The 11161-nt window shown below is 53.6% G+C and carries 13 protein-coding genes; 8 read left to right on the top strand and 5 right to left on the bottom strand.

The features are described from left to right. Positions 1-39: 39 nt before the first annotated feature. Both ACH3PB_RS18135 and ACH3PB_RS18130 read left to right on the top strand, forming a co-directional pair. Positions 40-762, top strand: coding sequence for a DUF2959 domain-containing protein (locus tag ACH3PB_RS18135; protein ID WP_416396849.1), 723 nt, complete (start codon positions 40-42; stop codon positions 760-762). 432 nt (positions 763-1194) lie between these two features. Next, a complete protein-coding gene (locus ACH3PB_RS18130; protein WP_416396848.1) occupies positions 1195-1848 on the top strand; it encodes a cation diffusion facilitator family transporter in 654 nt (217 codons plus the stop codon). An 18-nt stretch (positions 1849-1866) separates the two neighbouring features. Here the strand turns inward: ACH3PB_RS18130 and ACH3PB_RS18125 are convergent, their stop codons facing one another. Beyond that, complete coding sequence (locus ACH3PB_RS18125) at positions 1867-2763, bottom strand: cation transporter (protein ID WP_416396847.1); 897 nt, start codon at positions 2761-2763, stop codon at positions 1867-1869. Between the two features lie 95 nt (positions 2764-2858). On the opposite strand from ACH3PB_RS18125, the gene cadR reads away from it, so the two are divergent. Beyond that, entirely contained in the window at positions 2859-3263 is a 405-nt protein-coding gene (gene cadR, locus ACH3PB_RS18120; RefSeq protein ID WP_416396846.1) for a Cd(II)/Pb(II)-responsive transcriptional regulator, read from the top strand. Positions 3264-3320: 57 nt separating this feature from the next. On the opposite strand, the gene ACH3PB_RS18115 is transcribed toward cadR, so the two are convergent. Then, entirely contained in the window at positions 3321-3623 is a 303-nt protein-coding gene (locus ACH3PB_RS18115) for a hypothetical protein (RefSeq protein ID WP_416396845.1), read from the bottom strand. A 239-nt stretch (positions 3624-3862) separates the two neighbouring features. Here ACH3PB_RS18115 and lspA point away from each other — a divergent pair, with 239 nt between their 5' ends. The 3 genes from lspA to ACH3PB_RS18100 all read left to right on the top strand — a co-directional run bounded on the left by lspA (position 3863) and on the right by ACH3PB_RS18100 (position 5178). Beyond that, positions 3863-4381, top strand: coding sequence for a signal peptidase II (lspA, locus tag ACH3PB_RS18110; RefSeq protein ID WP_416396844.1), 519 nt, complete (start codon positions 3863-3865; stop codon positions 4379-4381). Between the two features lie 82 nt (positions 4382-4463). Further along, positions 4464-4952 (top strand): hypothetical protein, encoded by a 489-nt coding sequence (locus ACH3PB_RS18105; RefSeq protein WP_416396843.1) that lies wholly within the window; start codon positions 4464-4466, stop codon positions 4950-4952. 61 nt (positions 4953-5013) lie between these two features. After that, a complete protein-coding gene (locus ACH3PB_RS18100; protein WP_416396842.1) occupies positions 5014-5178 on the top strand; it encodes a hypothetical protein in 165 nt (54 codons plus the stop codon). A 10-nt stretch (positions 5179-5188) separates the two neighbouring features. Here ACH3PB_RS18100 and ACH3PB_RS18095 read toward each other — a convergent pair whose 3' ends face one another. The 3 genes from ACH3PB_RS18095 to ACH3PB_RS18085 form a co-directional block, all read right to left on the bottom strand. Then, positions 5189-5374, bottom strand: a complete 186-nt coding sequence (locus tag ACH3PB_RS18095; protein ID WP_416396841.1) for a hypothetical protein — start codon at positions 5372-5374, stop codon at positions 5189-5191. A 75-nt stretch (positions 5375-5449) separates the two neighbouring features. After that, the gene (locus ACH3PB_RS18090; RefSeq protein WP_416396840.1) at positions 5450-6766 is read right to left on the bottom strand and encodes an APC family permease; all 1317 of its coding nucleotides are present in this window, start codon (positions 6764-6766) and stop codon (positions 5450-5452) included. A gap of 85 nt (positions 6767-6851) precedes the next feature. Continuing rightward, positions 6852-7757 (bottom strand): cation diffusion facilitator family transporter, encoded by a 906-nt coding sequence (locus tag ACH3PB_RS18085; protein WP_416396839.1) that lies wholly within the window; start codon positions 7755-7757, stop codon positions 6852-6854. An 800-nt stretch (positions 7758-8557) separates the two neighbouring features. Here ACH3PB_RS18085 and ACH3PB_RS18080 point away from each other — a divergent pair. Next, complete coding sequence (locus ACH3PB_RS18080) at positions 8558-9790, top strand: TolC family protein (protein ID WP_416396838.1); 1233 nt, start codon at positions 8558-8560, stop codon at positions 9788-9790. 15 nt (positions 9791-9805) lie between these two features. Then, complete coding sequence (locus tag ACH3PB_RS18075; RefSeq protein ID WP_416396837.1) at positions 9806-11152, top strand: efflux RND transporter periplasmic adaptor subunit; 1347 nt, start codon at positions 9806-9808, stop codon at positions 11150-11152. The last annotated feature ends 9 nt before the right edge of the window (positions 11153-11161 follow it).

The raw sequence follows: 11161 nt of genomic DNA, 5'->3' as shown, positions 1-11161 counted from the left end.
CGCCCAGATCATAAACCATTCACGGAAAGGATTTTGACAATGCCTACAGCTACCCACGGCACATTGCCGCCCACACGCCTGCCAGTCACGACCTCCCGAATTGGACGAGCCGTCTTTTTGGCTGCGGGGCTTACAGCTGGCGCCGGCACATTGCTCACTCTGCAGGGATGCCAGAGCGCCTACTACAGCGCCATGGAGAAAATTGGTATCCCCAAACGGGAAATACTGAAAGATCGGGTGGAGAACGTCAAAGATTCACAGGAAGAAGCCAAGGAAGAGTTCAGCTCAGCGCTCGAGCAATTTCAGGCGCTACTAGGCAAGCAGGATAGTGAGCTGCAGGCGAAGTACGACAAGCTCAACGATGCCTTCCAGGACTCCGAGCAGGCTGCCAATGACGTTCACGAGCGTATTCACAAGGTCGAAGGTGTAGCCGAGGCGCTGTTCGAAGAGTGGGAGGACGAGCTCGATATCTATTCTGATGAAGCGCTCAAGAGACGCAGCAGCCAGAAACTGAAAGAGACGCGAAGGGAGTATCAGGCACTGCTGAAAACCATGAAGAAGGCCGAATCACGCATGGAGCCCGTGCTCACGATCTTCAGAGATCAGGTACTCTATCTGAAGCACAACCTGAATGCCCAGGCCATCGACGGGCTCAAGAGCGAGCTGGGACGGGTAGAGAGTCAGGTAGATGTGCTCATCAAGGAAATGAATCAATCCATTTCCGAAGCGACGGCCTTCATGGCTACGCTGGAAACGGACTGAGAACGTCAGGTGCTGTTCGCAGCACCTCAGGTCACACATTCCGTACCACAGAGGGCGGTGGCGTGACCATCCGCATGATTTCAGCGCAATCGGCCACCAAACACGAAACACGAAACAGACGGCACGTAAAGGGAGACATGATGGGTGAAGAGGCAAGCGCGGCAAGTTCAATACGCCTGATGCGAAAGAGATTCGCCCATCTATCTGAGCCCGTAAATGCTGCATTATTTTGCGGCCAGGGCCAAAGATGTGGAACTCAATACGATGGTTAGTGGTTGACGTAGACAAGTCATTGTCCTGATTGAAGACGGCAAATAGACCAGGGAGCCAGCGCCGTCAAATCGATTTTCCGAATGGCGATGTAATTGCGCAAAGCTGAAGGAGGCTTACTTATGGCACTCTCACAAACCACCCGACAGGAGAAGCATTCAGATGAGTAGTGAATATATCGCGCGCGTTCGCAAGGGCCGCACCGTCGAGGTGGTGAGCCTGATCTATAACATCATCGAAGTTGTTGTCTCTCTGACAGCGGGTTTTGCCACTGGGAGTTCTGCCCTGATTAGCTGGGGCGTGGACAGCATCGTCGAAGCCAATTCGGCGGCGTTCATGATCTGGCGCTTGCGTGGAGAGGAACAGGGCAAAAGTGAACGCGAGCTACTCAAGCGCAAAAAGATCACTCTGAGCGTTCTGTCTGGGGCCTTTACCGTCGCGGTGGCCTTTATCCTATATGAGGCGATCAGCAAGCTCATCAGCCAGGATACGGCGTCGATGTCGTGGTGGGGCATTGGCATCCTGCTGGTGTCGCTGGTCGTTAACCCACTGCTCGCGTGGGGCAAGTATTACTACGGCAAGAAAACCGACTCACCGACGCTGAAGTACGACGCCATCGACACGATGATATGCGAATATCAGACAATCGTTGTCCTAATCGGCATCGGTCTGGTGCAATGGCAGGGTTGGTGGTGGGCCGACCCGATCGCCGCGCTGTTGATTGTGCCCTACGTAGCCTGGGAAGCCTATGAATCGGGACGTGACGCATATCACGTCGATCTTGATCTCGACGATCGGGAGGGGGCCGATGCTTAGCAAGAGGCTGCAACTATGTCACTCCTTGAGCGCCAGGATGCGCCTGGCACCATTCAGCACAACCACCCCCGCAACGGTGCCGATAATCAGATCCGGGTAATTGGATCCAGTCCACGCCACCAGGGCGCCAGCGCTGATGACACCCAGGTTGATCACCACATCGTTGGCTGAGAATATCCAGCTCGCCTTCATATGTGCTCCGCCCTCTCGATGCCTGGATATCAGCAGCATACAAGTGACATTGGCAATGAGGGCGACGAATGCTATCGCCATCATCACCAGCGATTCGGGGTCACTACCGAATATGAACCGTCTCACGACCTCTATCAATACGCCAACAGCGAGAATGAGTTGGAGTACACCAGCAACATGGGCTGCCCGTAGCTGACTAGCAACGCCGCGCCCAACAGCGTAAAGCGCGAGCCCGTACACGGCCGCATCGGCAAAGTTATCCAGAGACTCGCCGATAAGCCCTGCGGAGTGGGCGATCAGGCCTGCGGTCATTTCCACCACGAAGAGCACTGCATTGATGCCGAGCAACCAACGCAGGGTGCCCGATTCCTGACTGGCAGAGGCTGTCGAAAACTCGGCGGCCTCGATAGTCTCCCGATCTGCGGCGGTGGTTTCCCGAAGCGAGGCGCCCAGCCCCAGGGTTGCAAGCTTCGTAGTGATAGGAGCAGCTTCCCCATCGTGCATAACCTTCAACCGGCGGATCGACAAGTCGAAGGACAGCCCGTGAATCTGTGCAAAGCCGTTGAGAGCCAGGCGAATCATTCGCTCTTCCGATGGACAGTCCATTTTCGGCACGGCATAAATGCTGACCCACTTTCCCGATGCTTCGGAATCGGTCCGCGTATTCGTATCTGCTACAGGCATTGCATCGCAGCCACAGGAATCTCCACCGGTCTTGCTCATGATACGGCTCCACTTGAATATGACTTGGCTATCATTTAAAACTATATAGTCACTATAAGGTCAACAGATGTGAAGAGCATTCGTGGAGGCGTTCAATGCGCATTAGTCAGCTGTCAAGATTGGGAGGGGTCCGTACACAGACGATCCGATTCTATGAACAGCAGGGCCTTTTGGCGTCGCCAGATCGGCAGGAAAATGGTTACCGCGCTTATACCGAAAAGCATGTCAGGCAGCTTACTTTCATTCGGCGCTGCAGGTTGCTTGATTTGTCACTGGCCGAGATTCGCCAGTTACAAAAACAGCAGGATGACCCGAACCAGTCATGCTCTGCCATCAATACCCTTCTTGACGACCACATTGCCGATGTAGCTACAAGGATCGGCGCACTTCAGACGCTCGAAAAACAGCTTATATCGCTACGGTCGCGTTGCAACGATGATCGTCAGGTCGAGCGTTGTGGCGTTCTTGCGGAGATCAGCGAGATGGATTCGGCGACGTAGAGCACGACACACGGCCTTTTTGCACGGCGAACCGATCGGACACGGTCGAGACGGCACTCATTCATAATCCCGCGAGCTCGCCCATTCCAGCTGATGTTGTAATTCCTGATGATAAGCCTCGTAGAGGCTCCAGACTTTGCGGCTGGCATCGGCCAGGAGGGCCTCGACCGCCTGCGATTCTCTCGACCCGGCGTCGCTGGATTGCGCAGCGATGATTTGTCGCCACAGCGCTTCCAATTCTTCGTACGCGGCAAAGGCCGCATTCCGGTTAGCCCTGATATCGCTCTGAACAAGCTGCGCCTGTAACTGGGCAACAATTGTTTCTACCTGGCGCTCGACCGCCCGTGTGTCTGCTTGCATCCGCCTCTCTCCGTCGATTTGGCGCCTGATATTCTACACCATTCCCTGATCGGCCCCTTGACTCTAAAGTAACTATAAGGTGTGTAATGCATCCTGGATTAACGGGAACGGTGGTTCAAGTCCTCTCTTCTGGGTGAGGGACAGCGTGCGCGGTTTCGGATGAAATTGAGGAGTACTCCGTATGAAGATGATACATCAACGGTTGAGCGAGGCGCTGCAACGCCTACTGGACGACCGCAATGAACCTTAGCCCCGAGGCATCAATCGATGGAAGTGCCAACGTTTGGCCTTGGCTGACTATCGCAGCATTGCTGGCGCTGGCCGATCAAGCCATCAAATGGCTGGTCCAGGATCTGATGCCGTATGGCCAATCCATCCCGCTTACATCCTTTTTCAACTGGGTTCATGTCTGGAACACAGGTGCGGCCTTCAGCTTGCTCGCCGAGGCAGGGGGCTGGCAGCGCTACTTCTTCATCGTGCTGGCGCTGACCGTGTCGGTTGCCCTTATCCTGATGCTCCGCAAGCCACTGCCGCGACTGGAGGCGATGGGCTACAGCCTGATTCTCGGTGGCGCGGTCGGCAATGTTGTGGACCGTATCATCAGAGGCTACGTCGTGGATTATCTCGACTTCCACTGGTACGACTGGCATTGGCCTGCGTTCAACCTGGCAGACGTAGGCATCTGTCTGGGTGCCGTATTGCTGCTCGTTACTACGTTTCGCGACGCGCGTTCAACCAAGGTATCGACGAGTCGGTAAGTGCATGGCCCATTGGCAGCGCTCGTTGCGTATGAGCTTTGACAACAGTCCTCACTTTAAACAGGACAACTTAGGAGCCTCGATGAATCGCCCACACTGGATAGTACCCCTCGCGTTAATCTGGATAACGAGTCTCTTCCTGCACCTGGCCTGGGAAATGTGGCAGGTTCCATTTTACGAGGGCATGGCCTCTGCTAGTCATGCAGCTGCAATCTGGGTCTGCACCAAGGCAACCTTCGGGGATGCCAACATTGCGGTCACCGCCTATCTCACAGCAGCGCTAAGCGTGCGCTCCATTCATTGGGTCAGCACGCCCGCCTCGAAACCACTATTTTTCTACCTGCTGGCAGGCCTGCTCATCACGATCCTGTTCGAATACATGGCAACCGAAATACTAGGACGATGGCAGTACAACGAGCAGATGCCAACGCTCCCTCTGTTAGGCACTGGCCTGCTCCCGCTGGCCCAATGGGTGGTGGTGCCGGTGGTCAGCCTCTACGCCAGCCGGCTAATGTACTTCGGTATGCGGCCAATGCGAAACAATGCCCCTTCAGGCCAGCAAAGCCTTTGATCTTTCGAAATCATTATCATGAACATATTTTCCGCCCATTGGGCGCTATGGAGATTAGTATATGAACAACCCGGCCATAAAAATAACGGTGATCATCTTTGCAATCATTGGATTCCTCTGTGTACTTGGTTTCATCGCGATGTGGTTCATGCATGGCAGTATGATGGGCGGCATGATGATGGACGGCACCTGTCCGCAGACGATCGGTTCTTCGCCGCTGAACTAGACAGTTGGCATTAGCTGCGCCCGAATAACGACTCAACAATTCTGCAATCATGAATGACACCGCCTTCACAACAGGCGCTAAGGCGTGTGAGCTCCCGCTCCATCGCATTCAGATCACGAAGACGGATACGCACCTGTTCGAGCTGCTCTTCCACCTTGGCATCGAGTGCAGCACAGGACGCAGGTAAATCGCTCATCGCAATCGAAACGGAGACAGGTTCAGGCGAACAAAAAACGTGCGAAATCTGCTTTATTGATTTTCATAACTTCATTTAGTGACTGAATAAATCCTTTTCTTTTTCAGCATCAACTTCTTCCTTTGGCCTTTTATCCAAAAAATAGTCCAGTAGGATGCCGACAGCTACTGCTCCCAAAAATGCAGCATATACTTGCCAGTCATATTGAATTATCAGCGACAGGCTAATGATAATCGCCAAAATTGGCAGTATAGGAACTTTTCCTACGGACAAAGGAACTTTAAAAGGCCTGTTTTTTTCAGGTGCTTTAAAACGCAGTACAATTAGGGCAACGTTCACGGCGACAAAAACAAGCAGCGCGCCCAAAGAGGACATTCCTGCTACGATCTTGATATCGCCCAGTAGTATAAAACCCGCAACTACCACCATAACAACAACGGTAGCGACCCATGGCACTTTCTGTGCGTTGGTTTTTGTCATGAATTTTGGAAGTTCGCCGACGCTAGCCATACCAAACAGAAGTCTACTTATAGAAATAAGACCACTAAATGCAGCATTGGCCGTGGCAAAAAGTGCCGCAACGGCCAAGACCACAGGCAACCAGCTGTTGAGATTAGAAGCCGCAAGTGAAAGTGGAGAATCTACTTTTGCCAGCTCAGAAGGGTCGGCAATATTAAGTACAGTAAAAGATATTAGCAGGTATACAATAGTAGTGATAACCATTGTCAACAAGAATGCACGGGGAATGGTTTTACCAGGATTTTTCACTTCCGAACCTAGTGCCGCCATATGTTCAAAGCCAGTATAAATAAAGAATAATGTGGCGGTAGCTGCCAAAGTACCAGATAAAGATTCCACTTTAAAAAATTCTGCCTTTGGTAGCCCTGTCTCAGAAAGTCCAACCACAATAAGAATTAACAAACCCAATAGCTGTATGCTTACCATAACAATATTGGCGTTCGATGATTTCTTGATGCCGGCAATGCTTATCAATGAGAGAACAACCAGGACGCTAAAACTCACCAATATAGAGGGCACACTTAAAAAAGTATTGAAATATCCTGAAAAAGCCAACAGAACAGCGGCGATGGTAGCCGAACTGTGAAACGCGATCGTCCACCCCGTGAGAAAAGATGGTGTGTCAATCTTGGGAAAGGCCTTGCGTACAAAAACAAACTCCGCACCAGCATTTGGATATGTAGAGGACATCTCTGCATACGACATTGCAGATACACTTGCTGCGATGGCGGCAAAAATAAAGCTCAACCACAGGCCTGTACCAGCCTGTCCAGCTGCCGCGCCAATTACGGTATATATTCCTGCGCCTACAATAGTGCCTACACCATAAAAAGTAAGCCGAAGGGTACTTAATGATTTTTGTAATTCTGCCATAGTGATTATTCTTTCAGCTATTGGTTTGAATGATTACTGCACTTCTCACAGATCCCTTTTACAACCAGGTGGCTTCCGCCACTACCTAACTGAGCAAATCGGGAGGACTACCGTGTGGGACCTCGCCTGTAATACAAGTCTCGCCTTCGAGCTCAACATCAAGAGTGAGGTGCACGAACTTTTCAGTGTCCAGCATTTCACGGACTCTTTCCTTGACCGCTACCACTTCTTCCCGGCTCACTGATTGCTTCATGACCAGATGTGCGCTCAGGACATGCTTTTCGCCATCCAGAGACCAGCTATGGCAATGGTGTACGGAGTTGACACCTGGCAGTAAGCTTATGTCACGCTCAAAGGATTCCATATCGAAACCCTCTGGACTGGTCTGCAGGAACACATGGAAAAACTGGCGCAGGTTTCGAATGACGTTCCAGAGGATGAACAAGGAGATTCCGATCGAGAGTATGGGATCGATAATCGGTACATCCCAGATCGTCATGACGCCTGCGCCGATTAATACCGCAGCCCAACCAAGTGTATCTTCAAGCAAATGCCAACTCACGACCTTCTCGGTTAGGGACGAGCCCTTCCTCACCCGAAGTACGGCTATCCCATTGAAGACTATACCGACCACAGCTAACGCCATCATACCAGGGGCATTGACAGCTTCTGGTGACAGGAGCCTGCTGACAGCGTGCCAGAGAATGAAGGCGAGACCCATGATGAGCACGATAGAGGTGATGAGTCCACCGAGCAAGGCATAGCGGCGATACCCATAGGTGTTTTGCGGATTAGGCCCCTTGTGCGAGAGGCGATCGAAATACCAGGCCAGACCCAGGGACATGGAATCACCTAGATCGTGTACGGCATCGCTGAGGATTGCGATACTATTCGTCCATAAGCCTCCAATGATTTCAATGATCGTAAAGCTCAGGTTCAGAAAGAATGCCGTCTTCAAATTGCCGGAACTGTGATTGTGATGTCCGCCCATATTTCTGTTCCTTTCTTTGCTGCCCCGGACCATGTACCGGGATGAACTTGCGGGGCTGATGTTGGTGAACCCCTTATCAGTCTTCGAAGAGGCTACTCGCATCCTGCGGAGAGATGACGCAGAGCCGCAGGCATCAGACCGCTGGGTCAAACGATTTGATAGCTAAGCCCGCTTTCGAAGTGTAGTTGCACGAGACACTGCGCGGCATTTTTCTCGACCGATAAATGGATACGCGCGACACCTTGCCGCTTGTTCATAAACAATAGCATTATTGCGTTGGTCTCCAAGGACGAATCTGGTAGGGTTACCCGCGTCAATCATTTTGGCTTTACAGGATAAATATCATTTCTGCGACTCACCGCCTCCTGACCGTCTTTCTGGCCGCGCTCATTGCCTTGCAATCGGTACTCGCCATAGCGGACGTGCATAACAGCCATCAATCAGGTGAGGCGCATCTGTCATTCGAGCACGAGCACGAAACAAGCAAGCAGACTCAGTCAGGCCACTTCACTGACAAGACCACCAATTCTGCTACCGCCCAACTGGACTGCCATCATTGTTGCCATTGTCATGGCTCCTCGCCAATGTTTCTCGATGACGATCAACATCCATCCTTTCTCACCGCGCTGCACGCTGGACTATTCGACTACCACGTCAGCTACCGGTCCCACATCGTTTTTTCAGATAACCCACCTCCGATAGTCTAGTCAACGTACGGGCACGATCTGCTTATTGACACAGCGTGGCAATGCCTCGTTGCGTCCAATGTACATTGATTTACTCCATTGCGAGGGCTCTTCATGAAGAAACTGCAAGTTTCTTATGCCATTTGTGCACTTCTTTCCTGTTCCACTTTTGCGGCGCAAGCCAGAGCGGATAACTGGCCCGGCTGGCTGGCGCCACAGCTAGAGCAGCATCCGGATATTTCTGCCGCTCGCGAGCAATTGCTGGGCTCCTGGGCCACGGCCGACGCAACAGACCAGCCACTCCACAACCCTGAGCTGTATTCTGAAGTGGAACGTGGCGGTGAAGAGAATAACTTCCGCGTCGGTGTTCAGCAGACTCTCGACTGGTGGGACAGAAAAGGTGCGAGGAAGGATCAAGCCGTATCCATCCGCCAGGCAGCTGAGGCACAGTACCGCCAGCTGGCCATGGACAGGACTGCCGAAGTATTGGAAGCCCTGATCGAGTGGGATGCCGCAAATCGTGCGGCCACGATCGCGACAGCACAGAAAGACCACTTCCAGACACTGCTCGAGTTGGCGCGCAAACGGCAAAGCGCTGGTGATATCAGCACCATCGATGCGGAGCTTACATTTCTTTTTCTGTCCCAACAGCTCGCCGAACTTGCCGAACTGGAAGTCGCGTCGCTGACAGCTGAGTCTCGTTTGCGTGAACTTCTTCCGGAGTGGACGCCCGCACTCGGCGGTATTTCGAAGGACGAGTGGCCGACTCTGCCAAGTTCGCTGTCCGAAGAGGCGCTGCTGACGCATCCAGCAGTCGAGACTGCGCGCGCAAACTGGCAGGCGCTGAAGGAGGAGGCCGAGGTGACACGACGCGCGGCCAGGGCAGAACCCACTGTAGGCATCAATGCAGGTCGCGACGGTGGCGAGAATGTCGTAGCCCTCACATTCGCCATTCCACTCAACGTGCGTAACGATTTCAGTGCCGAAACTCGCGCTGCGAGCCGTGCAGCTTTGGAAGCCGAAGCGCGATATCGTTCTGCTTTGCGCAAGCAACGATTCGAATTCGAGGCTGCTCTGGCCGCCTGGCAGCGTTTTCAACAACAGTATGGCCGCTGGCAAACAGTAGCGCAGAGTCATGTAGAGAGCGGTCCCGAGATGCTGGAGCGTCAATGGCGCAGCGGGGATCTTTCCACAGCAGATTATCTTCAAACCCTCAACCAGCGGGCCGAGAGTCTTTTGGCTGGTATAGCACTCGAAAAACAGACGCAGTTGGCGCTTACACAAGTGCTACTTACATCGGGTCAACTGATCGCCGCGACAGTGCCACCCTCTGCTCAAACGAACTGATACGGGACACCTCACATGAACAAGACATTGCTTATTTTTCTGCTTGGTACGCTGGCGACGGCTGGACAGGCCGAGACAACTTCGCCGGGCCATGCTCATGAAGAAACTTCACCGGACACCGCTCTGACTGCCGAGCCGCCTCACGATAGTCACGAAGAAGAAGATCACGATGAGCACGGGGCGCACGATAACCATAAAACTGCCGACAAGCATGGTCATGACGAACATAGTGACGAAAATCATGACGAAGATGAGGGTGATGACCATGGCGGCAAAGACCATGAAGAGGAAGGTGGGCACGATGAGGGCGGCCATGAGGAGGGCGGCCACGACGAAGGTGGTCATGATGAAGGCGCTGCTGCAACATTGACCGGTGGTCAGATGGCGCTGGCGGATATTCAGGTGAAAGCGCTCGCCCCTCAGTCTGTGGACTATTCGCTTTATGCGCCGGGCGAAATCATGTCCAACGGCTACACCAGCTTCCGAGTATCGCCTCGGGTCCCTTCGGTGGTGTTGCGTCGCCACGTGGCGCTGGGTAGCCACGTCAAACAAGGTCAGCCGCTGGTCACGCTTTTCAGCGAAAGCGTCGCCCAGGCACAGGCCGACTACCGCAGAGCCTGGCCAGAATGGCAGCGGGTACAGAAGCTTGGGCCCGGAACCGTGGGAGAACAACGGTATATCAGCGCCAAGGCTGACCTGGAAGCCGCAGAGGCGACCTTGCTGGCTTACGGCCTCACTTCGGAGGACCTCAAGGCGCTGCAGACACAAAAGACCAAGGCCCTTGGCGAATATACCCTGCGAGCTGAAATCGATGGCTCTGTACTCGCGGACGATTTCGAGCAGGGGCAGCGCATCGAGGCAGGTGCCCCGATGATTACCCTGGCGGACGAGAAGGAGCTGTGGGTAGAGGCTCACCTGCCGGCCGATCGCTCGCTGGCCCTGCCCGAAGGGACGCGGGCGGAGGTCGTGACGCCCAACCTGCGCGTACCGGCGGTCGTGTCGCAGGAGGCACATACCATAGATCCGGTCACACGCACGCGAACGGTCCGGCTGCTGGTCGATAACCAGTCTCACCGGCTTCACCCAGGCCAATTTGCCGAGGTGTTCTTTCAGTTCAGTACTGAAAAGCCAGTACTGGCCGTTCCGGAAGGCGCACTGATGCGAGGTGCCGATGGCGACTGGACCGTGTTTGTCGAAGATCACCCTGGCGAGTTCAAGCCAATAGAAGTTGAATTGGGACGATCCCTTGGGCTATTGCGCGAAATATCCGGCATCGCAACCGGCGCTCGTGTCGTCACTGAAGGCGCTTTTTTCGTCGCTTCCCAAATCGCCAAAGGCGGCTTTGATCCTCACAACCACTAAGCAAAGGAA

The organism is Allohahella sp. A8, assembly GCF_047946665.1.
Taxonomy (GTDB): domain Bacteria; phylum Pseudomonadota; class Gammaproteobacteria; order Pseudomonadales; family Oleiphilaceae; genus Allohahella.
The sequence above is the reverse complement of the archived record's forward strand: the minus strand, read 5'-3'. Positions and strand labels throughout refer to the sequence as shown.

Excerpts from the sequence above, each read along its gene's own strand:
- ACH3PB_RS18135 (WP_416396849.1), top strand. The coding sequence starts at position 40 with ATGCCTACAGCTACCCACGGCACATTGCCGCCCACACGCCTGCCAGTC.
- ACH3PB_RS18130 (WP_416396848.1), top strand. The coding sequence starts at position 1,195 with ATGAGTAGTGAATATATCGCGCGCGTTCGCAAGGGCCGCACCGTCGAG.
- ACH3PB_RS18125 (WP_416396847.1), bottom strand. The coding sequence starts at position 2,763 with ATGAGCAAGACCGGTGGAGATTCCTGTGGCTGCGATGCAATGCCTGTA.
- cadR (WP_416396846.1), top strand. The coding sequence starts at position 2,859 with ATGCGCATTAGTCAGCTGTCAAGATTGGGAGGGGTCCGTACACAGACG.
- ACH3PB_RS18115 (WP_416396845.1), bottom strand. The coding sequence starts at position 3,623 with ATGCAAGCAGACACACGGGCGGTCGAGCGCCAGGTAGAAACAATTGTT.
- lspA (WP_416396844.1), top strand. The coding sequence starts at position 3,863 with ATGAACCTTAGCCCCGAGGCATCAATCGATGGAAGTGCCAACGTTTGG.
- ACH3PB_RS18105 (WP_416396843.1), top strand. The coding sequence starts at position 4,464 with ATGAATCGCCCACACTGGATAGTACCCCTCGCGTTAATCTGGATAACG.
- ACH3PB_RS18100 (WP_416396842.1), top strand. The coding sequence starts at position 5,014 with ATGAACAACCCGGCCATAAAAATAACGGTGATCATCTTTGCAATCATT.
- ACH3PB_RS18095 (WP_416396841.1), bottom strand. The coding sequence starts at position 5,374 with ATGAGCGATTTACCTGCGTCCTGTGCTGCACTCGATGCCAAGGTGGAA.
- ACH3PB_RS18090 (WP_416396840.1), bottom strand. The coding sequence starts at position 6,766 with ATGGCAGAATTACAAAAATCATTAAGTACCCTTCGGCTTACTTTTTAT.
- ACH3PB_RS18085 (WP_416396839.1), bottom strand. The coding sequence starts at position 7,757 with ATGGGCGGACATCACAATCACAGTTCCGGCAATTTGAAGACGGCATTC.
- ACH3PB_RS18080 (WP_416396838.1), top strand. The coding sequence starts at position 8,558 with ATGAAGAAACTGCAAGTTTCTTATGCCATTTGTGCACTTCTTTCCTGT.
- ACH3PB_RS18075 (WP_416396837.1), top strand. The coding sequence starts at position 9,806 with ATGAACAAGACATTGCTTATTTTTCTGCTTGGTACGCTGGCGACGGCT.